The sequence below is a fragment of the Marinobacterium ramblicola genome (assembly GCF_019084545.1).
Taxonomy (GTDB): Bacteria; Pseudomonadota; Gammaproteobacteria; order Pseudomonadales; family Balneatricaceae; genus Marinobacterium_D; species Marinobacterium_D ramblicola.
Window position 1 is genome coordinate 121,627 of sequence record NZ_JAHREP010000014.1, and the last position, 26,026, is coordinate 147,652.

At 51.6% G+C, this 26,026-nt stretch carries 21 protein-coding genes; 18 read left to right on the plus strand and 3 right to left on the minus strand.

Annotation, left to right across the window (positions count from 1 at the left end; translation table 11 throughout):
* Positions 1-4 precede the first annotated feature (4 nt).
* From pseG to KQ940_RS12585, 14 genes are all read left to right on the plus strand, one after another.
* A complete protein-coding gene (gene pseG / locus KQ940_RS12520) occupies positions 5-1,036 on the plus strand; it encodes a UDP-2,4-diacetamido-2,4,6-trideoxy-beta-L-altropyranose hydrolase (RefSeq protein WP_217413978.1) in 1,032 nt (343 codons plus the stop codon).
* Positions 1,037-1,064: 28 nt separating this feature from the next.
* Entirely contained in the window at positions 1,065-1,601 is a 537-nt protein-coding gene (locus tag KQ940_RS12525; protein WP_217413979.1) for a GNAT family N-acetyltransferase, read from the plus strand.
* Positions 1,602-1,631: 30 nt separating this feature from the next.
* On the plus strand, positions 1,632-2,438 hold the full coding sequence (locus KQ940_RS12530; RefSeq protein ID WP_246590041.1) for an SDR family NAD(P)-dependent oxidoreductase: 807 nt from the start codon (positions 1,632-1,634) through the stop codon (positions 2,436-2,438).
* On the plus strand, positions 2,435-3,826 hold the full coding sequence (locus KQ940_RS12535) for an AMP-binding protein (RefSeq protein WP_217413981.1): 1,392 nt from the start codon (positions 2,435-2,437) through the stop codon (positions 3,824-3,826). Before KQ940_RS12530 ends, KQ940_RS12535 begins: the two co-directional genes overlap by 4 nt.
* On the plus strand, positions 3,823-4,908 hold the full coding sequence (locus KQ940_RS12540; RefSeq protein ID WP_217413983.1) for a LuxE/PaaK family acyltransferase: 1,086 nt from the start codon (positions 3,823-3,825) through the stop codon (positions 4,906-4,908). The genes KQ940_RS12535 and KQ940_RS12540 overlap by 4 nt, the downstream gene beginning before the upstream one ends.
* The gene (locus KQ940_RS12545) at positions 4,908-6,083 is read left to right on the plus strand and encodes an acyl-CoA reductase (RefSeq protein WP_217413984.1); all 1,176 of its coding nucleotides are present in this window, start codon (positions 4,908-4,910) and stop codon (positions 6,081-6,083) included. The genes KQ940_RS12540 and KQ940_RS12545 overlap by 1 nt, the downstream gene beginning before the upstream one ends.
* A 42-nt stretch (positions 6,084-6,125) precedes the next feature.
* Positions 6,126-7,094: a glycosyltransferase family 2 protein gene (locus KQ940_RS12550; protein WP_217413985.1), complete on the plus strand. Its 969-nt coding sequence runs from the start codon at positions 6,126-6,128 to the stop codon at positions 7,092-7,094.
* Entirely contained in the window at positions 7,091-8,269 is a 1,179-nt protein-coding gene (gene glf / locus KQ940_RS12555; protein WP_217413986.1) for a UDP-galactopyranose mutase, read from the plus strand. Before KQ940_RS12550 ends, glf begins: the two co-directional genes overlap by 4 nt.
* Before the next feature lie 100 nt (positions 8,270-8,369).
* Positions 8,370-9,563 carry a class I SAM-dependent methyltransferase gene (locus tag KQ940_RS12560; RefSeq protein WP_217413987.1) on the plus strand — a complete coding sequence of 398 codons (1,194 nt, stop codon included), beginning with the start codon at positions 8,370-8,372 and terminating at the stop codon, positions 9,561-9,563.
* A 10-nt stretch (positions 9,564-9,573) separates the two neighbouring features.
* Positions 9,574-11,931: an HAD family hydrolase gene (locus KQ940_RS12565; protein ID WP_217413988.1), complete on the plus strand. Its 2,358-nt coding sequence runs from the start codon at positions 9,574-9,576 to the stop codon at positions 11,929-11,931.
* Positions 11,928-13,163, plus strand: a complete 1,236-nt coding sequence (locus tag KQ940_RS12570) for a glycosyltransferase (protein ID WP_217413989.1) — start codon at positions 11,928-11,930, stop codon at positions 13,161-13,163. Before KQ940_RS12565 ends, KQ940_RS12570 begins: the two co-directional genes overlap by 4 nt.
* Before the next feature lie 4 nt (positions 13,164-13,167).
* Positions 13,168-14,967, plus strand: a complete 1,800-nt coding sequence (asnB, locus tag KQ940_RS12575; protein ID WP_217413991.1) for an asparagine synthase (glutamine-hydrolyzing) — start codon at positions 13,168-13,170, stop codon at positions 14,965-14,967.
* A 10-nt stretch (positions 14,968-14,977) separates the two neighbouring features.
* A complete protein-coding gene (locus KQ940_RS12580; RefSeq protein ID WP_217413992.1) occupies positions 14,978-16,606 on the plus strand; it encodes a glycosyltransferase in 1,629 nt (542 codons plus the stop codon).
* Between the two features lie 49 nt (positions 16,607-16,655).
* Positions 16,656-17,474, plus strand: coding sequence for a hypothetical protein (locus KQ940_RS12585; protein ID WP_217413993.1), 819 nt, complete (start codon positions 16,656-16,658; stop codon positions 17,472-17,474).
* 45 nt (positions 17,475-17,519) lie between these two features.
* Here KQ940_RS12585 and KQ940_RS12590 read toward each other — a convergent pair whose 3' ends face one another.
* From KQ940_RS12590 to pseB, 3 genes are read right to left on the minus strand one after another with little or no spacing between them, the layout of a single operon-like run.
* The gene (locus KQ940_RS12590) at positions 17,520-18,329 is read right to left on the minus strand and encodes a class I SAM-dependent methyltransferase (RefSeq protein ID WP_217413994.1); all 810 of its coding nucleotides are present in this window, start codon (positions 18,327-18,329) and stop codon (positions 17,520-17,522) included.
* A gap of 56 nt (positions 18,330-18,385) precedes the next feature.
* Positions 18,386-19,834 carry a glycosyltransferase family 4 protein gene (locus tag KQ940_RS12595; RefSeq protein ID WP_217413995.1) on the minus strand — a complete coding sequence of 483 codons (1,449 nt, stop codon included), beginning with the start codon at positions 19,832-19,834 and terminating at the stop codon, positions 18,386-18,388.
* Positions 19,835-19,874: 40 nt separating this feature from the next.
* Positions 19,875-20,879 (minus strand): UDP-N-acetylglucosamine 4,6-dehydratase (inverting), encoded by a 1,005-nt coding sequence (gene pseB, locus KQ940_RS12600; RefSeq protein ID WP_217413996.1) that lies wholly within the window; start codon positions 20,877-20,879, stop codon positions 19,875-19,877.
* A gap of 257 nt (positions 20,880-21,136) precedes the next feature.
* Here pseB and KQ940_RS12605 point away from each other — a divergent pair, with 257 nt between their 5' ends.
* The 4 genes from KQ940_RS12605 to KQ940_RS12620 all read left to right on the plus strand — a co-directional run.
* The gene (locus tag KQ940_RS12605) at positions 21,137-22,576 is read left to right on the plus strand and encodes a sigma-54 dependent transcriptional regulator (RefSeq protein ID WP_217413997.1); all 1,440 of its coding nucleotides are present in this window, start codon (positions 21,137-21,139) and stop codon (positions 22,574-22,576) included.
* Positions 22,573-23,619, plus strand: a complete 1,047-nt coding sequence (locus KQ940_RS12610; protein ID WP_217413998.1) for a sensor histidine kinase — start codon at positions 22,573-22,575, stop codon at positions 23,617-23,619. The genes KQ940_RS12605 and KQ940_RS12610 overlap by 4 nt, the downstream gene beginning before the upstream one ends.
* Positions 23,620-23,626: 7 nt before the next feature.
* Complete coding sequence (locus KQ940_RS12615) at positions 23,627-25,024, plus strand: sigma-54-dependent transcriptional regulator (RefSeq protein ID WP_217414000.1); 1,398 nt, start codon at positions 23,627-23,629, stop codon at positions 25,022-25,024.
* 310 nt (positions 25,025-25,334) lie between these two features.
* Positions 25,335-26,026, plus strand: a 692-nt coding sequence (locus tag KQ940_RS12620) for an AMP-binding protein (protein ID WP_217414001.1), incomplete at its 3' end; no start/stop codon positions are given.

Consider the following 26,026-nt stretch of genomic DNA (forward strand, 5'->3'; position numbering starts at 1 on the left):
GATCATGAAGTTCGTTTTTCGTATGGATGCCAGCATCAAGATGGGGGGCGGACACTGGCTGCGCTGCCTCGCGCTGGCCGATACTCTGCTGGCGAAGGGGCATCAAGTGTCCTTTGTCTACGCAGAGTCGATCCCTGCACTTTTAAAACGCGTTGAACAACGGCCGATTGCTTTGTTTGAACTCAGCGCATCGCGGGCAACCGAGCGGGATGCCCGTCTCACCGGGGAGTTGGTCCGTCGAGAATCTGCCGATTGGCTGATCCTTGATGGCTATCATTTCGATTCTAGCTATCGACAAGTGTTGTCGCTTTCGAGTGGAGTACGGTTACTGCTCATCGATGATTTGAATGATTCCGGCCCTCTGTACGTAGATGCCGTGCTTAACAGTACGATCTATGCCGAAGAGCTGTCTTACTCGGTCAGTGGCAACGCGTTTGATTCACCTTGTGATCTTCTTCTGGGGCCTAAGTATGTCTTGTTGCCGCAGGCTTACTACCGAGTTCCGGTATCTGATATGGCACAGCGCCGATATTTGTTTGTCAATTTTGGGGCCACAGATGCGGCAGGATTGACGCTTCCAGCATTGAAAATGTTGAATGAGCTTGGCTTCAGGGGGGATGTTTGTGTCGTCACTGGGCCGGCTATAAAGCAACACCTTGACGTATCTTCGCTCTGTCGTCGATACGGCTATACCCACTTACATGATCTCCCAGACCTTAGGAATGTATTGGCGCAGAGTCGATTGGCGCTGACTGCAGCTGGTTCCACGCTGCACGAATTGGCCTTCATGGGTGTGCCAGCGGTGTTTTTGGTCGTGGCTGACAACCAATTGCGCTCAGCGCGCTGCCATCAGGCTCGTGGCTGGTGCAATTGGTACGATGGTCGGGATGCTGAGGGGTTAAGGCGCGCAGTGACAGAGATAATCAACTGGTGGAACGATAAGGATGAGCTGTATAAGCGTGCAACGCAGGCCTGTAGCCTCGTTGACGGTCATGGAGCCGAACGCGTAGCCGAGTACCTTCAGCAGTCGCGATAACGGCCGATAACCTGTCAGAGGAGTTGTAGTGCGACCGATAAAGTTTGAGCGTTATGGTATCCGTCTCGAGTCGCTGGATAAAAATGACATCGAGATGGTGAGGCAATGGCGTAACGATCCTAAAATTTCCAGTCTCATGTTGAACCAGGAGTACATCTCTTCGGAGATGCAGCAGCTGTGGTTCGAGCGTATCCGGCGCGCAGAGGATCAATGCTATATGCTCGCCTACTTCAAGGGGGAACCTATAGGTGTTGTCTCCCTCATTGCGATAGATCCTGAAGCCGGGAGTTGCGAGCCGGGTCTTTATGTTTATGTCGACAAGTATCGCAATAACATTGTGCCGTTTTGCATGGCATTCGCGCTCAACGATCTGGCGTTTGAAGTATTTGGAATGAACAGACTTTATGCCAATGTGCTGGATGGAAACGTCGCTGCACTGCGGTTCAACGAAACTATGGGCTATCAACGTTGCTCCTCTGAAATCGAAGGGGTCAGCCGTTTCCGGCTTGAGCACGAAGCGTATTTGGCAGCACGTGATAAGATTGCGCGCTTTATTCGTTACTGAATAAGTCACTTGGCGAGGATATGAGGCGTGATGAAAGAGCAGCAACAAGAGGCTGAACAGCGCATATCATTCGATAGTCCCCAGCCTTTTGGTTCTTTGCTTCGAGGGAAAACGATACTGATTACCGGAGCCACGCGCGGGATTGGATTGGCTGTGGCTAGGCGTTTCGCCTCAGAGGGGGCGAGACTCTGGTTGAATGGCCGCTCTCCGGACGATGTGGATGCATTGGCTCAGGCGCTCAGTCGAGAGTTTGGCGTGGAGTGTTACCCGCTTGCGTTCGATGTATCCGATCCCGCTCAGGTCAAAAATGGTTATCGAAGCATGTTCGAGCAGACCAGGACTCTGGATGTTCTGGTAAACAATGCCGGAGTCATGAGTGATGCTCTAATCGGAATGGTCACACAGGCACAGATTGAAGCGTGTTTTTCCACCAATACCTTCGGTAACTTGTACTGCACCCAGTATGCAGTGCGCATGATGAAACGTGGTGGCGGCGGCAGCATTATTAACCTGAGTTCGGTCATGGGGCTGGTCGGAAGTGCGGGACTTGCCGTTTACAGCGCAAGCAAAGCTGCAGTTATCGGCATAACGCGCTCATTGGCGAAGGAGTTGGCGTCAAGCCATATTCGCGTTAACGCTCTTGCTCCAGGGCTCATAGCGACAAATATGGCCTCGTCGATAGACGGGGATCTTTTTCGGCAGCGTCTGGGGAGTATCGCAATGGAGCGCATCGGAGATCCGGATGAGGTCGCGAAAGCCGCGCTGTTTCTTGCCAGCGATCTATCCAGTTACGTAACGGGGCAGGTTTTAGGTGTAGATGGGGGGATGCTGGTTTGACGCTGTTTGACCGGTGGCAATGTTGGTCCGAGCGTCTGGCCGTGCTGACGTCAGAGGGCGAGTCGCTGACGTACAGCCAGCTGGCCGAGTGTGCTGACAGCTTTTTTCCTCAGGTTGCAGCCAACAAAGAGCTTCTGCTGTTGGTGGCCGATAACTCTCTGAAATCCCTCATAGCATACATAGCCGCGTTACGTACGGGCCGGGCGGTGATGTTGCAGCCCGCTTCGATATCCGCTCAGCAGCTGCAGGCACTAGTGGAGATCTACCAGCCTGAGTGGCTGTATGATCCCCGAAACTTGGGTGTCCTTGACAGACTATCGACACAGTCACAGGCGCTGTATTCGGAACTGGCAGTTTTACTGTCTACTTCCGGTAGTACTGGCTCCCCTAAACATGTGCGCTTAAGTTGCGGAAATATCTATTCAAACGCCGCCGCCATAGCTGAGTATTTGACTCTCGGGGCTGCGGAAAGGCCGTTAGCGCATTTGCCACTTTCATACTCCTATGGTCTCTCGGTGGTGAACTCTCACCTGCTGGTTGGAGCGACGCTTCTACTAACGCGTGACTCGATGATGGAGCGCCGTTTTTGGCAATTTTGTAAGGAGCAGGGCGCAACTAGTTTGGCTGGTGTGCCTTATCACTACGATATGATGGAACGACTTCGCTTTCAGCGCATGGATCTTCCGGCTCTGCGAACCTTGACTCAGGCAGGTGGCCGAATGCCCAAGGACAAGGTGTTGCATTGGGCTACCTGGAGTCGGCAGCAGGGCAAAAGATTTCTGTCCATGTACGGTCAGACGGAAGCTACGGCGCGAATCAGTTATATGCCGGCGGAATTGATCTTGGAGTACCCGGAAGGAATAGGCATTGCAATCCCCGGTGGGCAGCTCGGCTTGATCGATGAGCAGGGTGAAACGGTGACGGTTCCCGATACTGCAGGTGAACTTGTTTATGAAGGCCCGAATGTGATGCTGGGCTATGCTAGATCGCGCGCTGATTTGAAGAGGGGGGCAGAAGTTTCAAGGCTGCATACGGGAGATCTCGCCTGCGTTAATGGTAAGGGTATTTATTACATCGTGGGTCGGTTGAGGCGTTTCATTAAGCTCTTTGGCTTAAGGATCAATCTCGACGAGGTTGAGCAATCACTGCGCATGGACTTTGGCACGGTGGCATGTGTTGGTCGGGATCAGAGCCTAACAGTAGCCTATGTGGGGCAAGAGGAGCTTGAGGGGCAGATCAAGAAGCGGTTGATGGAAAGGTACGGCTTCCATCCTGGTGTTATTCGGGTGACCTCCCTGGAGGCTTTGCCGCTGACCGATTCGGGAAAAATCGATTACAGGTTGTTAGCAGATCATTGCGACAAACTTTCCGTACAGGAATGTTTATGAGTCCGGTAAGTTTTATCGATGAGCCTGTATATGGTTGGAGTGCTGGACGCAAGCGGCCTTGGCTACTGGAGCAACTCAATCGGCTTACGCGTAATCATCTGGAGCGCTGCACTGACTACCGGCGTTTAATGGAGAGTGTGGAGGGGGGCAGGCATGCGCAGACCTTGGCTGACCTGTACCCCCTTTCAGTGCGACTATTCAAACAAAACAGGCTTCTAAGCATAGATGATGACGAGGTATTCAGGGTCTTGACATCCTCGGGTACCACGTCGCAGCAGGTTTCCCGAATTTATCTGGATAGAGAAACCGCCGCACTGCAGTCGAAGGCCTTGGTCAAGATCATGCAACCCTGGCTGGGTCGCCAGCGACTGCCGATGCTTATAATAGATCACCCTGGGGTCATCACTGAGCGGAGCAGCTTCTCGGCTCGTGGTGCCGGCATACAAGGGATGATGGTATTCGGGCGGCGGCCGGTCTATGCCTTGAACGCCGACCTTTCTCCGAATTGGGGAGCTATTGATGAATTTGTGGAGTCACATCGGGGACAGCCAATACTGCTTTTCGGATTCACTTTCATGGTTTGGCAGCTATTACAGGCGTTGAACGAAAAAGAGCGGTCACTAGCGCTGCATGGTGGTGTTCTCGTACACAGTGGCGGTTGGAAAAAGTTGCAGGATCAAGCTGTAGATAACGCGACGTTCAAGGCTAGGAGTCAACGCCTGTTTGGCGTGGACCGAGTGCATAACTTTTACGGTATGGTTGAGCAGGTCGGGTCGGTATTTGTTGAATGTGAGCGAGGGCATCTGCATACACCGCTGTTTGCCGACCTTTTGATACGTGATGCGCAAACCGGCAATTTAAAACCCAATGGCGAGACAGGAATTATCGAAGTCCTGTCAGTATTGCCTCGCAGCTATCCGGGGCATGTCCTGTTGACCGAGGACCGTGGACGGATTTTGGGGGAGGATGACTGTGCTTGTGGCCGGATGGGTAAGTATTTCGAGGTACTCGGGCGGGTACCACGTGCCGAAGTAAGGGGGTGCAGCGATACGGTTGAACCCTCCAAGGCAGAGGAATACTGATGAAGGTTCTCTTTCCACGCTCGTTGACAATGGACAGATTGGAAGCAATTTGCCCCGCCCCTGCCTGGCGAGATGAAGTACGAGGGCTGCTGGGGAAGCTGTCGGAGAAGCTTATGTCCGAGCCAGGTGCAACATTGAATGCACTCGGATTTTGGCTGAGACCGGCACATCTTAAACAGATGGCGTTGCTGGTTGATGGCACCCGCATGCGTCCCAGGGGTAAGGTTTTGCAGGTAGCTCCAGGCAATGTGGATACGTTATTTATCTATGTTTCGCTGTTGGCGCTGTGGCTGGGAAATGTTGTCGTTGTCAGGCTTTCATCCCGACAGGGGGAGGATGAAGCAAGGCTGCTGGATATCCTGCATGCGCTTGCCGAGACCCAGTGCTGGAGCGAGGAGCTCCAACGCCTAGTGCTTGTGCGTTGCGAATATGATGACCCCGATTGGACTGCTCAGATGAGCAGCGCCGATATGAGGATCTTCTGGGGCAGTGATAACACGATCCGACGTTTATCCACCGTTCCTAAGCCTTCACACTGTATTGACCTTGGAATGGGACACAAGCATTCGCTATGTCTGCTTCATGCAAAGAAAGTGCTTGATAATAACGATGGACAGCTAGCGGCACTATTTTTACGCGACACGTTAGAATTCGCACAGCAAGGATGTGCTTCGCCTCGGACGTTGATTTGGTTTGGCTCGGCAAGTTGTGTTGCTGCTGCGCAGGAGGTTTTTTGGCCCGCGGTAGAAGAGGCGGCTAAAGATTTCATCGCCACCGGCCGCTATCAACTGGATGATGCTTCGGCTCTGGAACGTCTGTCGGGACTTCAGCAACTGGCACTTGATGGTTGTGTCCATGATCCTTGGCAAAGAGTCGGCTGCCTAGTTCGTTTGCCGGTTGGAGGGCTGAGTAAAAGGCAGGAGCTTGGGCACCCGGCGCATGGTGTCGTGTACGAGTGGGCTATCAACGACCTGTCTGAACTGGCCGCTCAGCTAAAGCCTTGGCATCAAACGCTAAGCTACTTCGGCTGGGATCGTTCAGAGTTGACGGAATGGGCCACGCATCAGGCTGTATTGGGTCTGGATCGGATCGAGTCGGTTGGGCAAGCGCTCATATTTCATCCCATTTGGGATGGGCTAAATCTGTTACAACAGCTGGGACGGCAGCTTCGCTGAGGCGTTGGTCCGAGTGATATACGCAGGAGTATTGCGTAAATAATGAAAGTTAGCGTTATTGTCCCAGTTTACAATCTGCAGTACTTCGTCGAATCCTGTCTTCTGAGTTTACTCGAACAGGAAACCGATTTTGCTTATGAGGTGATCGCTGTCGATGATGGTTCGACAGATGACTCGTGGCAGATTATGCAGGCCTTGGCGAGAAAATTCCCCCATTTGAAAGCACTGCAAAATCCGCACAATATGGGGTTGGCCAAAACGCAGCGGAGGCTACTTCGGGAAGCGCGGGGTGACTATATAGCGTATGTCGATGGTGATGACCTTGCTCTGCCGGGAAAGCTGCAAGCGCTGAGTAACCATCTCGATGCTCATCCGGGTTGTCAGCTGTGCTACCACGAAGCTGATATGTTTGACCATGAAAGCGGAAAGACTATCAAGTTATACACTCAAGGCTACTATAATTTCAGTTTACTTAAACCCTCGGGCAATGTTGAAGATCTGATTCTTTACGGGAATTTCGTCAACGCAAGCTCGGTCATGTTCCGTCGTCACGAGCGCATGTTGTCCGCTATCGACGAGGGCTGCAAGATCATCCTCGACTATCCATGGCACATACTCAATCTGCTCTTGCGTCCAGGAACACTGGATTTTTTATCGCAAGTGCTCGGGCGCTATCGCATGCATAGCCAGAGCTTCGGCGGCATGACTCGCGCTTCAGCGACGCGCAGAGAGCAATCCCTGCAGGATATGCTCCGCGCCTGTGATAACGCACTTGCATTCGATGTTGATCAAGAGATTGTTGCGCGAGGTAAGTCGCATCATCTTTACTCTGCTGCACTCTACTTTCTTCGGGAACTCGATTTTAAACGGTTCGCTAGGCTGGTCGAAGACTCGGTTCGACCGCCCGGGGAGGCTGGTCGCTGGTTTTTTGACGATAGGCATCAGCTTGCATGGGAAAACCGGAACGATCCCGAAAGAGTGTACGAAACGTTGTTCGGAGGATGTAAGTGAGTTACCAGGCGATAGTAGTGGGTGCCGGTATCTCAGGTGCCGTTATGGCAGAGCGGATGGCCTCCCAATTAGGGTGGAAAGTTTTGGTCCTCGATCAGAGGCCGCATATTGGCGGCAACTGTTATGACGAAATCGATGAAAACGGGATCCGAATTCACCGATACGGACCGCATCTTTTCCATACTGACAACACAGTTGTGTGGGAGTATCTGTCCCAATTTACGCAGTGGGTTGAATACGAGCATCGTGTACTGTCGCACATTGACGGACAACTTGTCCCTATACCGTTTAATCTCACCAGCATTGAACGATGCTTCGAACCGGCCAAGGCGATCTGTATTATCGAAGCGCTGGTTGACCGTTTTGGCGAGGGAGCGCGAATACCAATACTCAATCTTCGGCAAGAACATACCCCATTGTTGCGGGAGTTGGCTGAGTTCGTCTATGACAAAGCCTTCGTTAACTATACAAGCAAACAGTGGGGGGTTCCGCCAGAGGATATATCGCCAGAGGTAACCGCAAGAGTTCCGGTCGTGGTTAGTCGAGATGACCGTTACTTTGTCGATTCGTGGCAGGCTCTTCCGAGCGAGGGATATACCGAAGTTTTCAGGCGTATGCTTGATCACCCACTGATCGACATAGAGCTCGGAATATCGATGGAAACTAAGCTCAGTTTAGATTGGGAAGGTCAGCGTCTCTTTCTGAAGCATGAGGGCGATACGATTCCGTTTCACGGAAAAGTTATCTATACCGGAATGATTGACCAATTGTTTGCGTGTGATGCTGGCGCGCTGACCTACCGTTCTCTTAGATTTGACTTTAAAACAATTGCTCAGCCCTATCTTCAACCAGTGACGACGGTGAACTACCCCAACGAGCATGCCTATACGAGAATCACGGAATTCAAGCACTTGATGTTCGATGGGAGTCGGTCGTCAAACACCGTTGTTGTTTACGAGTACCCAAAACCATTCGAAGCCGATAAGGGGGATGAGCCCTATTACCCTGTTTTCACAGAAGAGGCTCGTTTAGCGTACGAACGCTACATGAATCGTGTCGAAGAGATGCCGGGACTCATGTGTGTAGGGCGTTTGGCACAGTACCGCTATTTCGACATGGACGATGCGGTATCAAATGCTCTGTCGAGTTTTGAAACCTTATGTAACGAGCTGTGACTGGTCTAAGTGCGCAGCCTTAACAGGATAGAACCACCTTTTTATACGGTTTATGTATCAGCGCCGATAAAAAAGAAAGTTTCAATTCAGAGGAAACCAGATGAGTGAGCAAGGCGAACTGCGCTTTGAGTTCGGCAAGAACTGGCAAAGTTACCTGAAGGATAAACTTTCCCAGGAGAGAATAGATAAGGCCCGTCATGATCTGCTGGCATTCCTCGGCAAGGATGACCTCAAAGGGATGAGAGTTCTCGATATAGGCTCAGGCAGCGGTATCCACAGTTTGGCTGCTTACGATGCCGGTGCGGCAGAGGTTTTCAGTTTTGACTACGACCCGAATTCGGTGGCGGCAACGAAAAGCTTGAGGGAATTTCGCGGCACACCCGATAACTGGACCGTATGTCAGGGGTCTGTGCTGGATACAGAATTCATGGGCTCTCTGGGTACATTCGATTTGGTCTACTCCTGGGGAGTACTTCACCACACCGGGTCGGTGTGGCAGGCACTGGAAAACGCAATGCGCTGTCTGCGGGCCGATAGCCTTTTTTACATCGCGTTGTATGATTCCGACTGGTCAGCTGAAACACCCGAATTTTGGTTGGATATCAAGCAGCGTTATACCGCGGCCGGGTCGTTTCGACGTCTTGGGTATGAGCTTTGGTATATTTTGAGATTCATGCTCGGTTATAACCCGATGCGCTTTGGGCGTCTGTTAAAACGTGCTCATGAATATCAAAAGCATAGAGGTATGTCCCTGTATCACGATATTCGAGACTGGCTCGGTGGCTGGCCTATGGAGTACACCCGCATCTACGAAGTGTTGCCGTTGGTTCTGGGGCGTGGGAATAATTTACTGAAAACCAAGGTTGGGGAAGCCAATACCGAATACCTGTTCGCGGGCAAGGCTTTGCCCCCTGAGGCGAGCCGTTGGAAGCCGGTAACTTTGCCGGAACCTTTGCGATGGCAGGTGGATACCCTGCGCCTTAACGACGATTTTTCGCTGCTTGACTCCGCTAAGCCGATCTACCTCTATGGAGCCGGCAAGGCAGGTGATCTTGTTCGTCAGGGGCTGTCGAGGCGCGGCCTCAATATTGCCGGATTTATTACCACTGATGGCGGAGGATCAGCAGAAGGTGCGCACTTAATGAGTCTGGAGGAGTTTATCCGTTCGGATAACCGTGAAGCTCAGATCGTGATCACTAGCAGCTACTTCGATAGCATCTCTATCGCTCTGGCAAATCACGGAATATGCAAGTTCTACAATGCATTTCCATACGCATTGGCGCAACTTCAATAACGGAGACTGAATGGAGACCGAGCTGTCCTGGAGACAGGTACCGAACTGGTCGAAGATCGATTGGCAGTGCTACAGCTTGGTGTCATTCGATATCTTCGACACTTTGTTGCATCGCTCTCTGGCCACACCCAAGAGTTTGTTCATTGAGTTGGGGCAGCTGGCGGCAGCGCGTGGGTTGGTTGATGGAACTCTTTCACCGGCCGAGTTTGCCCAATTACGGGTTGATATCGAGTTGCAGGCTCGGAAAGAAAGTACAGGAGAAAGTTCGGAAGTCACCCTAGACCAGATCTGGCAACAGGCTCCGAGCGAGCTGCCAACTGAAGAAATCCTCTCGCTGGAGTTAGATCTTGAATATAGCCATTCGTTCGTTAATCCATACACTCGTGACCTTCTGTGCTATTTACTGAAACAAGGTATACAGGTTTACCTGACAAGCGATACTTATTTTCCGCGATGGTTCATTGAGCGCTTATTGCGTAAAGCGGGACTAGATCCTGATGGGGTGAATATATTGCTCTCCTGTGAACAGGATGCAAACAAGTCTTCGGGTGCATTATTTAAGCGGTTGTTGGAGTTGGAGCCGGTACCGGCCAATCGGATTTTGCACATCGGGGATGATCTCACTGCAGACTATCTTCAGGGTCAAAAGGCTGGTCTGGCCGTATGCTATGTTGGAGATATTCATCTGCCGGCATCCCTCTATCAGGGCGACATGTTATTGGGATTGGATCATGTGCAGGATCCTCTGCGCTCCCTTCGTCGGCTGGGGCATTTTGTTTCGCCCGAACGTGATGAATCGGCCGCTTTTTTCCGTTATTTAGGCGCAAGTGTTCTGGGCCCTGGGCTCGCCGTCTTTGCACTTTGGGCTGTATTGGATGCCCAAGCGCGCGGTATTAGGCTGATCTGTCCAATTATGCGCGAGGGCGGTTTGCTGGCGCCTCTGCTGCGAAGCGCCTGCAAACTGGTCGACGCCAAAATGGGCGTTCGCCCCCTGTTTACGTCCCGCCGAGCTGCGTTTCTGCCAGCAATGGGCGAACTGGATGAAACTGCATTGAAGCAGTTCGCTGAACGCCGACACTTTACGTTGTCTGATCTGATCACCGAGCTGAACTTGCCGGACGTGCCCGAGGGGATGAGGGCTCAGCTCGGTTTAACACTCAATGAGGTTTTGAGCCGGGAAGAGTGGCGTCAGTATTTACAGTCGGATGAGGTCAAGGCGGCGGCAAGAAACAGCAGTCTGGCAAGTAGACAGTTACTCAGGGAGTACGTCGACACCCTGTGGCATGAGCATGGTCCAGTCGCGCTGATGGATCTTGGCCCGGGCGGGAACTCCCTCGCTTGGCTGGCAGATAGCATTGGAGAGCTGGCTGATCGCATCAGCATCAATTATCTGTTTTATGGTATTCCGGAACTATCAAGACACCGTCGTCGCGGGCATCGTTATGCCGTTTTTCTGCCCAATACTCCAGAGTCGTTACCCGTCTTACGGCTGTTTAACCGGAGCCCAGAACCTATCGAAGTCCTGTTGACCGGGCGGTATCAGACCACTTTGGGATATGGGCGAGATACGGAAGGCAACGTAGCTCCTCTTTTAGGTGAGGTGTTCAAGGCTTCTGAACAGGAGTCGCTGCTTGGAGCGTTTGCCGAAGGGGTTGTGTTGGCCTGGCGGCACCTGGCTCACCTTTTCCCGTTAGTGGAGAACGAACGGCTTACAGGGCTGGAGAGTCGGTACTCGGTACTCAAGCAGATCCAGCGCTTACTTGAGCTGCCGACGCCTTTGGAGGCAGAGCGGCTGGGTGATCTGCAGTTTGACGATAATGCGGGGTCTTTATCGTACAGCCGTATTTGCTCGGATGAAGACCATCTCCGACTTGTGCAGTGGGGGCCAGAGGAGTTTATGCGGCAGTCGCGGCAGCTTTGGGGGTATAAGGCACATAACATTCGGTGGCCGCAAGCAGTAGTCAGCAGAGTGTATCCAGATTTCCTTTGCGCTCAGTATCGAGCGCTATTCAATGATGTTGAGCACCGACTTCTCTGTGTGACGTTGCTAGAGCAGCTCAAGTCTGACGGCCATACTCGGACCACCCTTTATGGTGGTGGCAAGCTGGGTTACGAGATGTTGCGGGAGGCCGGAAACAGGGGGATCCATGTAGACTGGGTGGTCGACAGTAATGCGACTTTGCACGGTCTTAGTCTGATGGATCGGGAGATTGTGTCGCTGCGGCAGGCAGTAGAGAAGGGGTGCGGTATATTTCTGGTAGCATCTGCGGCTTTTGCACAGCCAATCGAGCAGGGTATTCTTGACTACTACGATAGCCGTGGCTTGCCACCTCCTCCAATCTACGCCATCCACAGGAGAAAACATTGAGAATCGCCTTCATCTCCAAGGCGGATGCGGCAGGAGGTGGTGCAAGCCGTATCGCTCAAGATCTTGCCGAAGGTTTGCAGGCTTTGGGGCATGAAACGGTCCATTGGGTGTCCTGGAGCAAATCCGGATATGACGCCCGAAGGAGACGCCTGTATGGAGAGCGATGGCAGCGGCAGTTTTATCGTTACAGTAGAAAGGTCAAGCGTTGGTTTGCGCCAGATATTATCCCTTTTGAGTGGCCCAACCTGTATTGGCAAAACCTTCCGGCCAATTTCGATCTGCTTCACGTTCACGATATCTCCTCCGCCATGTCAGCATGGAGCCTCCGAAGGCTCGCAGGAGATATGCCGGTATTATGGACCCAGCACGATTGCTCCGCATTTACTGGTGGCTGTATCTACCCACTTGGGTGCCAGCGTTACCGACAAGGGTGTGGCGATTGTCCACAACATGGCCGTTGGCCATTAGATAGTCGGTTCGACTACAGTCGTTTAAAACGAAAAGCTAACCAGAAGGCTCTCTCTACGGCGTCATTAGCTCTGGCGACGCCGTCCCAATGGCTGCAACAGTGGGCACTGGATAGTGGACATGTGTTTACCGTCCCGAGGGTGTTGCGAAACGGTGTGGACACTAATGTTTTTAGGCCAGGAGTCAAACCGGTAACTGGGTTGCCAACCATCATCTTGGCTGCGGCATCATTATCCAATCCTTACAAGGGTGTTGAGGATGCAATCGATGCACTTCGTTGGGTAGTTAAGCAAAAACCTTTCAGGTTGTTGGTTGTAGGCGATGTGGATGAACGACTCAAGTGCGCTTTTGAAGGGCTACCAGTACATTTCACCGGACTTATCAGTGACCAAAGGCTGTTGGCTGAGCAATATAACCAGGCGAATCTGCTGCTGTTTCCGAGTCTAGCGGAGAATCAACCCTTACAACTGCTGGAAGCAATGGCCTGTGCAGTGCCTGCCGTTGCTTACGCTACAGGCGGCATACCCGAAATCGTCCAGCAAGATCGGGGTTGGCTGGTTGAGAAGGGGAATAAACAACGGTTGGGCGAACAGCTGCTCACAGCACTCTCAGATCCTCGGCTGGCGGAAGTCGGTAAGAGGGCTCACCAATGGGTCGTGGCTAATCATCGACAGGAGCTTATGCTGGAAGAGCATCTCCTTCACTATTCAAGCATTATCGAAGAGTGGCAGCGCTCGAAGAGATTAGTCGTAAGTAACAGGTAAAGATATGTGCGGCATCGCCGGTGTTTTAAATATAGATAGTCGACTCAGAGTAGATCAGTTGCGTGATCTGACTTCGGCCATGGCTGCATCAATGGGGCACAGGGGGCCTGACGATCATGGTGTTTGGGTTTCCGATGATGGCTTCTGTGCGTTAGCTCATCGGCGGCTCAGTGTTATCGATACATCAAATGCTGGACATCAGCCGATGCTAAACGGTGATCACGCATTGGTATTCAACGGTGAAATATACAATTTTCAGACATTGGGTGCCTGCGCAACGTCACAGGGGCGCCGTTTTAACGGTCATAGTGATACAGAAGTTCTACTCGATGGTTTGGGCTATGAAGGGCATCATTTCATTACGCGGCTTGACGGCATGTTCGCATTCGGATGGTACGATATTACTCGATCCGAGTTGACACTGGCACGTGACCCCTTCGGTGAAAAGCCCCTCTACTACTGCATGCAAAATGGTTTATTCGCTTTCGCATCGGAACTTCAGGCGTTAACTCTGCTACCCGGTTTCGACGCCACAATCAGTAAGGCAAATATTGCAACCTATCTTGCTTTCCAGCATCCGCCGGCCCCTTACACAATCTACAAAAATTGCTCCAAGCTATTGCCTGGTACTTACCTTCGGGTGAACAGACAAGGGATAGGTGGAGCGTGTGGCTATTTTCAGTTTCTAACGGACTCGACTCCATCCAGCCTGTCGTTGGATGAGCAGACTGATCAGCTTGAGGAGTTGATGGTTGATTCGCTGCAACGGCGCTTGATCTCCGATGTGCCCCTGGGGGCGTTTTTGTCAGGGGGGGTTGATTCGTCAACCGCGGTCGCGCTGGTCACTCAAAAAGTGGGCAGAAACCTCAAAACGTTCTCGGTCGGATTCAAAGGTGTGCCGGAAAGTGAGCATCTGGAGGCTCGATTCATGGCCGAACGACTGGGCACGGAGCATTACGATGAGATGATCGATCCGGCAGAGTATGGTGCATACGCGGATCTGGCTGCTGCGATGGATGAGCCTAATGCGGACAGCTCGTGTGTTCCAACCTATGCCATCTCTGGACTTGCCAGGCGTTATGTCACCGTAGCATTAACGGGAGATGGTGGTGATGAGATGTTTGGTGGCTATCAACGATATTACGATTGTATTGAGGCGGCTACGGATCATGCCAATGATATTCTGGCGCGCCGTTGGCATATAGGACGTGACTATACCTACAGAGTGCTTGTGTATAACGATGCACAGCTTGCGGGTCTGTTTGGTGAGGTACCGAGTGCTACCGCAGACTACTTTATGCAGTGGCGGCGGCGTATCGACTTGGACAGCCGTCCGGTACTTAACCGTCTCAGGGAGATGGATGTCGCCAATTATCTGCCGCTTGTCCTCGCGAAGGTAGATCGCATGAGTATGCAGCACTCTCTGGAGTGTCGAACACCCTATCTTTCACCGGAGTTAGCACAATTCGCCGCAGGCTTGGCGCCTGATAGGCTGACTCAACAAGGCAAAGCCAAATTCTTGCTAAGAAATTTGGCTAAGCGGTACTTGCCTGCAGAATGGATAGACAGGAAAAAAAAGGGTTTTGGTGTAGATCCGATGAACGATATTGCCAGGACCTCTGTAGTCGAGCGTCTTGCCGCGTTGTTAGAGGAGCCTGAGTGTTGTCTAAAAGATCTGCTTCCTCCCCAGGCTCTATCAGATTTTGTCTCAGGACCTTTACGGCAATTGGGTTTCTATCACGCGTGGTCACTTCTTGTATTGGAGCTCTGGCTGCGAAGCCACCCCTGGCGTGCGGAGGCTTAAAGGCGTGGTGATGCATAACGCCGATAGGCATGAAGAGGTCATATCTGGAAGGCGCAAGGCATGGGCTTGGGGACTATCAGGCAACTTGCCGTATTTGCTGCTGCAATCACCCTATCGTTTTGAAGGTGTAATTGATGGTCAGTCGAGTGGACGAAACGCGCTTTCCAATGTGGCGGGCTTACCTGTGTATGGAGCGGACAAACTGAAGGATTTAAACCCGGCCGATACACTTATCGTAGTATTCGCGGATCTCAAGCTCCATGGCAGCGCCATTTTTGATCAAGCCCGTCGATACGGGCCGTTTGATCTTGTCGCCCCACATATACCCGCGCTACATGATGTCCCGGCTGCGTTGCAAGCGCGCACTCAGAGACTAGGGGAAATGCTGATCGAAAAACGCCATGATACACGTTACACAGCTGTTCCAAAACGCGTGGCGCTCTGGCTGCACGGATTGGTTAAAGGTGGTGCCGAAAGGCAAATGGTATTGTTGGCGTGTGGCTTGAGAGAGTTAGGCTGGGATGTAGATCTTATCTGTACTGCGAAGGACAGTAGCCAAACCACTTTGTGGGCAGATGAGCTACGCGACGCGGGTGTAAATCGTATGTATCTACCTGATATGCGGGCATCCTGGGATTGGTTGGAATCTGAGTCGGGTGTACCGGAGCAAGTCCCAACTCTCGCGCCCTACTTCACGACAAGAGGGTTGCATGACATCTTGCAGACGGTAGATATTTTACTAGAGCGACGGCCTGAGTTGGTTATCAGCTTTTTGGATGACGGCAATATTGCAGCGGGCGTCGCGTCCGTATTAGCTGGCGTCCCGAATATTCTGATGTCGGGGCGTAATGCTGAGCCCCACCACTTCACCGATTTGCAGTATTTTCCAGTCGCCAAGAGTCAACTCAAGAGTTGTTATCAGGCGTTATTGAGTCTGGACGGCGTGGCGCTAGTTAATAACAGCCAAGCGGGTGCGGAGTCATACAGTCAATGGTTGGGGCTACCGGATGAAGCTATAGAAGCGATCCCGAACGCGGTTCAAGCGCCGACCGGCCAAATGGTTAGCAGTATTCGAGAACAATATGGGATCGCGGCAGGGGTACCGCTTGTTCTGGGTGTGATGAGGTTGGCGGATGAGAAGCAACCGCTACGCTTCGTAGACATGATCACAAGGCTTAAAACTAAATTGCCGGAGCTGCAGGCCATTCTGTTGGGAGATGGGCCGCTTTATGAAGATGTACGGCAGGCTATAGATAGTAGTGCGCTACAGTCATCTCTGATTATGGCCGGGGCGCAGGAGTCGTCACTGCCATATCTTGCAGAAGCCGATTTGCTGCTCAGTACATCAAGAATGGAAGGGATGCCGAATGTGATTCTCGAAGCCCAGTTAATGGCGTGTCCGGTCGTCGCAACAAATGTTGGAGGCGTCGCTGAAGCTCTGATGTCAGAGATGAAGGTGGGACTGGTGTCTAAAGATGATTGGATGACAATGGAAAAAGTTGCACTGAATTTATTGCTCCAAAAATCAGGCGCCAAAGATATAGCAAAAAAGGCTCGGGCGGCCATTATTGTGAGCAGAAGTGTACAGGAGCTTGCAAGGCGTTATATTGATGCCGGCCTTGGTCGTAAAAACATTTAACTGATAAAGCACTATAGTATCTTTAACTTCGAATCGGTGAAAATCAATGATGTCCTCTCAGCCTATAATATTGTGTGCTAATCAGCGATCGGGCACTACGGCTCTTGGGCAGGCCTTGGAAAGTCAAAAGCGGGTAACCAGCTTTGCTGAGATCTTCATGACTTCTGAGTATCATGTAACGGAAGTCCCTTCCAATTATTTTTATTGGATGTCTAAGTACCGCAAGAATAATATTGGATTCTATAGAAGGGGAGAAGTTACACGATATATTGGAGAGTACTTTGATTATCTATCTAAGCTTTCAGGCACAGATTATTTTCTTGTGGATATTAAGTATGATCAGTGGTCATATGTGGTTGGAGAATCGAATAATATATTTTACCCGCCTGTGCTTTTGTCGTACTTTATCAATAGAGGCTACCCAATAGTTCATCTGATTCGAGATAATTTATTCGAACAGTATTTGTCAATTAAATACGCTAACGCTGTAGGCGAATCTCATTATAGAAAAGGAGAGTATTCAAATGGTAAAACTGATATTGGCTTATATGTTGACGTGGAGGAGTGTGATTATTTTATTGGGGCGTTATCTAAAAATATCAACTTATTTAAAGGTTTTATAAAAGGATATAATCAAAGTGTCGAGTTGCACTACGATGAGTGTTTTTTGAATAATTGCGTCACAAATTATGCTAAAGAAAAGTTGTCATCTGTGATACCAGATTCTGAATGGATGACTAAAGTAGAAACTCCGTTGGTAAAAACCCCCGTCGATATAATGAAAAAAATATCAAATTCTAAGGAAGTTGTATCTTATTTCAGTAATTCTGATTATCACTGGATGTTCGAAAATTTATCTAATATCTAAAAGGGCCATTCGCCACCACGCTTGCCGGCGGATGACACTAAATATTTATTTCTTAAACATCCAAATCGGGTTTTTGCTGTTTTTGTTGTTGAAGAATGTTACTTTCTGATTTATTACTTCAGAAAATAGATCTACATCCTTTTTTACTGCGGGGAAAATGTTGTAATCGTCGCCGAATATAACGCCACCATCTCTGAGTAGATCAAAATATAGGTTGAGTTCCATAAATGTCTCGCCGGACTCATGTGCTGAATCTAGGTAAACAGCATCTATTTTGTATGCGAGGACCTCCAGAATTCTGGCTGCTACAACCGAGCTGCTGCGCAATGGTATAATGCTGTCTTCTTTCTCAAACTTAATGACAGAGTTGATGAAATGCTTGAATAGATCAGGGTTTCCATCTGACTTGTTCATGTAGATATCAAACTCTGGTCTTAGCCACATGTTAATATCGCCACACCAAGTGTCGATGCAGATAATAATTGCGTTTATATTATGCTGTTGAAAATAATTGGAGAAGAATAGTGCTGAAGAACCACAAAAAGACCCAACTTCTACGAATATTTTCAATTCTTGATTAGATACCATGTTCACGATATCTGTAAAGTCTTTTTCGTCAATATGGGCAAGGTTTGGATCTCCCAGGACTTTATCAGTTGTACCATAGTCCTCACTCAAATTTTCGTACATGCTATCGCAACGGAAAAGATCCCGGCTGATCTGCTGATACGTAGGATAAAATTTTTCACCTTTTCCTTTGCTGCTGAGGTAGTCTTTTAGTTGATAGTCAGGATCTGTTTTTGAAGTAAACCAGTCTGACATATTTTCTATAGAGATCTTGTCTAATTTTTTCATGTTTTGCCAATATGAAGTGCTGATGTTGAATTGTTTATATCCAATATTTCTGATTATTACATATCAAGTTTGATTATGTTTTCTTCATGAATTTTTAGTTCTAGAAGTTGTGCTTTTATACTTTCTGTCGCTGAACTTGCTAATATGACAAGGTCATGATCTATAGAATGGATGTGAGATGGGGCAATAATCGGAGCGCCGAATAATGAATCTCCTTGTTTTTCTAGGCTGTTATCTGCAAAAGCAACGATATTGAAGTTTCTGTTGATCTTTTCGATCACTTTATTTAAGTAGCCGCCAGTGCCAAATACAATTGCTTTAGGGTATTTTGATCTTGACGCAAGCTGATCTATTATGAATTTACATTTGCTAATCGTGATTTCTTGCCCGAACTTTTGCAAATATTGTGATTTAATACTGTCTTTATTATGTTCGCCGCGGGTTATTTCGATTAGCCCTTCGGCAACTGAAAATGGATCGTTAGGGTCTACAGATACTCCGGTTTTGCCATGTTCTATATATTCTGCAATACCCGTTTTTTCTGAGAATAGCAGTGGTAAGCCATTGCTTAGACACTCCACGGAGAACATGGAGTGCCCCTCATACGTGGATATTAATATGCCGGCATGAGAGATACGGGTAAGGTGCAGGATATCCTCATGTGAAAGTTTAGATACAAATAAAACGAGATCGGATATATTTATCGACCTAGCTTGTATCTCAAGACTCCTTCGAAGCTCACCATCACCAATGATTAAGACTTTACTACCTAGTTTTTTTAATTCGTCCTGTGCTATTGCGATAGCATCGAGTAACGTTCTGAAGTTCTTCTGGCTTACCCCTTGTTCGGACATTCTCCCCAGAGCAAATAGAGTTTTGTTTTTATTGTTTTTGCTTAATATGTCTATTATATGTGCTGATGGCTCTGGCAACAGCTCTTTTTTACGCTTATCTGGAATGTTGGGTATGATCGAGTATCTTTTTAAATAGCCTTCAACCTGTGTAAGTCCGTATTGGTCCTTGAAAAAATCTATGTAGTACTTTGTGGTAGACCAGATGTTAGGAACCTTCGATGCAAGACATTTTGCCTCGTCAAACATTCTGCTGTAGTACTCATTTGGTGTCGACGCATAGATTTCAGTTTCTGTGGCAGCGTGAATTCTGACGGCAGTTGAAACGAGAGGAATATTGAGGGTGTCGATCAGCCAGTTGCAGACATCACTGTTTTCGAACGTTTCAATAATGAGAGCATCCCAATTTGAACCAAGCTGCTCTTTAAAAATAGTTTTCATTTCATCCCGGCTCGATCGCAGAATTGACTTTATTGCGATGTTGTCGTGAGGAGTAGGCAGTTCTGCGGGCTTAAAACTCAGAATAAGAACTTCATATCCAAGGTCAGCAACAGCGTATATGAAGTTTTCGCAAGCATGAGCGTAGCCACTGGCCGACGGGAAAAAGTCCGGCACTACATATAAGAGTCGAGAGGGTTTCGTTTTGACATTCATGCTTGTATTAAAGTCTATCTGTTTGCGATCCTGGTATTGACTAGCCGGATATTGCTTTCTGATTGAATTCTTTGATCTCGTTGATAGTCAGAAAGCGGGCATTGCCGCCTGAGGAGTATTCAAATCCTCTATTTACTGGGCGGCCAGACTCTCCCAGTTCATTAATCTCAAAGTTATTGCTTCTGCTGTTGAATATGATGGAGGGGCGTATCACATAGTGATCGTCAAACTCCAGGGTCAGATGACAATCATCCATTGGACACATGACTTCGTGCAGCTTTTCACCTGGGCGAATGCCGACTTCGCGCTGCTCAAGGTCGGGAGCCATGGCGGTAGCCAGGTCTACGATCCGAACGGAGGGAATCTTGGGAACAAAGATCTCTCCGCCATGCATCCGTTCAAAGTTCTTCAGAACAAAGTCGACGCCCTGTTGAAGACTGATCCAGAAGCGGGTCATCTCCTTGTCGGTAATCGGTAGGTGATCTGAACCACTCTCGATCAGCTTCTTAAACAGTGGGACGACCGAGCCACGGGAGCCGACCACGTTGCCGTAGCGGACTACCGAAAATTCGGTATCAAGCCCGCCGGCCATATTATTGGCAGCAACAAACAGTTTATCTGAAGCCAGTTTAGTAGCGCCGTAAAGATTGATCGGATTCGCCGCCTTGTCCGTGGAGAGTGCAATGACCTTTTTGACGTTGTTGGTCAGTGCCGCATGGATGACATTCTCGGCACCATGAATATTGGTTTTGATGCACTCTGTCGGGTTGTACTCCGCTGCCGGCACCTGCTTCAGCGCCGCCGCGTGAATGATGTAGTCGACCCCGCGGGTAGCCTGAATCAGCCGGGTCTGATCGCGAACATCGCCGATAAAGTAGCGCATGCAGGGGGCATTGAACTCCTGCTGCATCTCATACTGCTTGAGCTCGTCTCTGGAGTAGATGATCAGCTTTCTGGGTTTGTAGCGGGTCAGCAGCGTCTGGGTATAGAGCCGCCCAAAAGAGCCTGTCCCACCGGTAATCAGAATGACTTTATCATTGAACATGTACCAGAGTTTCCTGTCGGCGTAGTTGTCTAGTCGTTATCTATTTGAAACCAAAGGGCCGTAGAGCCTTTATAACACACTATTCTTCGTGAAGAACCTGATCAGGGATTGTTCACCTGCGTATTTGAGCAAATAGAGTTGTTATTGACGCTCCTCTGTCCTGTATCGGCCGAATCGTCGATAAAATAAGCGTCAAATGATTGACTTATGGCCGTCTGAAAGGCACTTTAGCAACAAACGCAGCGTATGTATAAGTCATGGATAGTGAAAAAATTGACGCTTTGATTCTTGACGATGACCTTGAGCGCTCGTCACGGCTGGCGGAGCTTCTTGCCTTTATCGACGTTGCCGCTCATCGGTTTGACTATGTCAGCTGGCTACAGCGCGGCAGTTCGGTCGATCTCGAGAAGTTCGGCCTGATCCTGATTGGCCGCAGCAGTTTGCCGATCTCGCTGGAAAAGCTTCTGGTCGATCTCAACAGCAAAGGCCGTGTGTTGCCCAAAGTGATGCTTGAGCATTGGGGAGATGAAGAGTCCAGCTACGATGCTCAGTCGATGGGGGTGGTAGGGGAGTTGATTCCCCCTTACCGTTACGACGATGTGCTCGATCTTATCCACCGCTGTAACCTGTTCAAGCGCTTGGGGTTGAACGCCGTCGCGCCCGAGTTTGACGGCTTCGTCGGCCAAAGCGAGGCGATTAACTCGGTAAAAAGACTGATCTCGCAGGTCGCGTCACGGGATGTGAGTGTGCTGATTACCGGCGAGTCCGGCACCGGCAAAGAGGTGGTCGCTCGCATCCTGCATGAAAACTCGCCACGCGCAGCAGGCCCCTTCGTTCCGGTGAACTGCGGTGCAATCCCATCCGAACTGCTTGAGAGCGAACTGTTCGGCCATGAAAAAGGGGCATTCACCGGTGCTATCTCCAGCAGAGCCGGGCGTTTCGAACTGGCCCAGGGCGGCACGCTGTTTCTTGATGAAATCGGTGATATGCCGCTGCCGATGCAGGTCAAGCTGCTGCGGGTGTTGCAGGAGCGTCAGTTCGAGCGCGTCGGTGGCAGCAAGACGCTCGATGCCGATGTGCGGATTATCACAGCGACACACAAAGACCTCGAACAGATGATCGACGAGGGCGGTTTTCGAGAGGATCTCTATTACCGACTGAATGTTTTCCCCATCGAGATGCCGGCGTTGCGGGATCGCCTGGAGGACCTGCCGTTACTGATTAATAACCTGGCTGAGCGTTTAGCTGATCAAGGGCTGATGCCTTTTCAACTTCACGCATCCGCTGTGGAATCCCTCAAGCGCCACACCTGGTCAGGGAACGTCAGGGAACTGGCAAATCTGATGGAGCGTCTGGCCATTATTTACCCCGGTGAGGTTGTCGGGGTATCGGAGTTACCGCCAAAATTCCGGCATCTGGATGAGCCCGATCCATCTCGCTATGACACTCCTCATGTCACGGATCTGTGTGCGATAGCGTCGACAGTCAAGCCAGGTGAGCGCTTGGAAAACTCTGCTGTCGTTCTGCCGGAGAAGGGGATAGAGCTGAAACCCTTTCTGGAGAAGTTGGAGCAATCGCTGATCAATCAGGCTTTGACGCGCTGTGGCAACGTGGTGGCGCGCGCCGCGGACGAGTTGGGCGTCCGCCGCACCACCCTGGTTGAAAAGATGCGTAAATACGGGATAGAGCGCCAATGAGCGATACGGCGAGAATCGCCGAGCTGGAGCGCGAGTTGGAGCAGTTGCGCAGCGAGCGGGACGCGGCACAACGACTTCGGCGGCTGATCGATCAGATGCCCAGCGGTGTGCTGGTAATCGACCACAAGGGCGAGATATCCGAGTGCAATCCCGCGGCGGAATTGCTGCTGGGGGTTGAGCTGTTTGGCAAACGCTGGGTCGATGTCATTGCCGCCTGTTTTGCTCCACGGCCCGACGATGGCCATGAAGTTTCCCTGAAGAACGGCAAGCGGGTCAGTCTTGCGACCCGGGCGCTCGAAGGCGAGCCGGGGCAGCTGGTGTTCGTCTCCGATCAGACCGACACGCGGTTACTGCAGCAGAAGGTAAACCACTACCAGCGTCTGTCCGAGATGGGGCGGATGATGGCGTCGTTGGCGCATCAGGTCCGCACGCCACTGAGTGCTGCGTTGCTGTACGCCAGTCATCTGGCAGCCCCCGAGCTGACCGATGAGCAGCGGATCCGCTTTGCCGGCAAGGTCAAATCCCGGCTGACTCATCTGGAGCAGCAGGTGCGGGATATGCTGATCTTCGCCCGGGGTGAAACCAAACTGGAAAACCGGGTGACGGCCGCGCAGTTGGTCGCTCGTATCGACGATCTGCTTGATATGCCGCTGGCTCATGCCGATGCTGACTGCGGCTTTGTCAATGAGGCGCCCGAGTTGACCATTCAATGCAATCTGGAGGCACTGCTCGGCGCGATCCTGAATCTGGTGAATAACGCACTCCAGGCCAGTGGGCAGGGGGCGGAGCTGCAGATCCGGCTTAGCCATCAACCGCCCTGGCTGCGCCTGGATGTGATCGACAAGGGGCCGGGGATGGCGCCCGAGCAGATCAAGCAGGCGCTGGAGCCGTTCTATACCACCAAGTCTCATGGCACCGGGCTCGGGCTGGCCGTGGCGCAGGTGGTGGCTCGTGCGCACCACGGTGAGTTTCGCCTGACCTCGGCCCCCGGTGTCGGTACCTGTGCCACCTTTCTGCTACCCTCTGTTGAAAACGATGGATAACCCCCTTATGAGCCCCTGTGTACTGATCGTAGAAGATGACCTGGATCTACGCGAAGCACTCGCCGATACCCTGGAGTTGGCCGGCATCAAGCATCTCCTGGCCGGCAGTGGCGAAGAGGCGCTGGAGCTGCTCAAGCGGCAGAACGCCGACATGGTGGTGTCCGATGTGAATATGCCGGGCATGGATGGGCATGCGCTGTTGAAGCAGCTGCGACAGGGCTATCCCGGCCTGCCGGTGGCGCTGATTACCGCCTTCGGTCAGGTGGAAAAAGCGGTTGATGCGATCCGTAATGGCGCCGTCGACTATCTGATGAAGCCTTTTGAGCCGGAGCAGTTGATCGAGCTGATCCGTAATCATGCCGGTGGGGCGAGGAGCGAAAGTCAGCGTGAGGCGCCGGTGGCCGAATCGCCCGGCAGTCGGCAGTTGCTGCAGTTGGCCCAGCGGGTGGCGCAAACCGATTCCACGGTGCTGATCACCGGGGAGTCCGGTACCGGGAAAGAGGTGCTGGCGCGTTATATCCATGATCACTCCACTCGCGCGCGCCAGGCGTTCGTCGCCATCAACTGTGCCGCCATACCGGAAAACATGCTCGAAGCGACCCTGTTCGGCCACGAAAAAGGCGCCTTCACCGGAGCCTACACCAGCGCCCCTGGCAAGTTCGAACAGGCCAATGGCGGTACCCTGCTGCTGGACGAAATCAGTGAGATGGACCTTGGACTGCAGGCCAAACTGCTGCGTGTGCTGCAGGAGCAGGAGGTCGAGCGGATCGGCGGTCGCAAGACGATCGCGCTCGATGTGCGCGTGCTGGCGACCAGTAACCGCAAGCTGGAGGCGTATGTCGCCGAGGGGCGCTTTCGCGAGGATCTCTACTATCGGCTCAATGTCTTCCCGCTACAGTGGCAGCCGTTGCGAGAGCGAAGGGAGGATATCGTGCCGTTGGCCCAGCGCATCCTGCAGCGCCACTGCGCCAAGATGAAACGCCCCTCCGCTCAGCTGAGCGTGCAGGCCCAGGTCGCACTGCGCGAGCACGACTGGCCGGGCAACGTGCGCGAGCTCGATAACGCAATTCAGCGTGCCTTGATCCTGCAGCCATCCAACCTGCTCGATATAGCCGATCTCCATCTGGCCGGTGGGGCGATCCCGTTGGGCGGCACTCCGTTGGGTGGCACTTCGTTTGCTGCCGGAATAGTGGCTCCCCTGCAGGACGAAGTGGAGCGCACCGAGCCTGAAGAGGTGGGTGGAGTTCTGGGTCAGGACCTGCGCCAGCGTGAATACCAGTTGATACTCGATGCCCTGAACGCCTGTGGCGGCAGCCGCAAGGACGCGGCGGAGAAACTGGGTATCAGCCCCCGCACGCTTCGCTACAAGCTTGCTCGAATGCGGGAAGAGGGGATCGAGCTGTAACTCCCAAGACGCTAACCCCCGACTATACTGCGTTAGGTTGCGAGTTTGGTCTTAACTGTGTGTAAGTGGTTACTAACTCTGAATGCCTTTGTCCTTTAGTCTAACTGTCGATAGACCAATGTCTAATTCAGGGATGAAGCACCGCTCAAGTATAACTTTAATAAGAGCTAGATTACTCAAGCGGCGGCATACAAGAGCAATTACAACAGGCCGTGCCGCACCCGTATCGCTGCTTCTGCGCCTCCATGCGCCCGCAGCATACGGTACATCCTGCACATAACAACAAGTTTCCAAGGCTAGGGGCACCACAATGAGTGAAGAGAAAGTCTATCCGGCAGATCCGGCGTTCGTTGCCAATGCGCATATCGACGGTGAGAAGTATGCCGCGATGTATGAGCAGTCGATCAACGATCCGGATACCTTCTGGGGCGAGCAGGGCAAACGACTGGACTGGTTCACGCCGTACACCAGGGTCAAGAACACCTCCTTCGATCCGCACAACGTCTCCATCAAGTGGTTCGAGGACGGTACGCTGAACGCCAGCTACAACTGTCTCGACCGTCACCTGGAAACCCGCGGCGACCAGGTCGCGATCATCTGGGAGGGCGACGATCCCAGCGAAGATGAAAAGATCACCTACCGCGACCTGCACGAGCGCGTCTGCCGTTTCGCCAACGTGCTCAAGGCGCAGGGGATCGAGAAGGGCGACGTGGTCACCCTCTATCTGCCGATGATCCCGGAAGCGGCGGTGGCGATGCTGGCCTGTGCCCGCATCGGTGCCGTGCACTCCATCGTCTTCGGCGGTTTCTCGCCGGAAGCGCTGGCGGCCCGTATCGAGGGCGCCAACTCCAAGCTGGTGATCACCTCCAACTACTCGCTGCGCGGCGGCAAGGTGGTGCCGCTGAAGGAGAACGTCGACAAGGCGCTGAAACACCCGGGCGCCGCGGCCTGTGCCAAGAAAGTGGTGGTCGTCAAGCGCGTCGACAAGGATGTGGCCTGGGA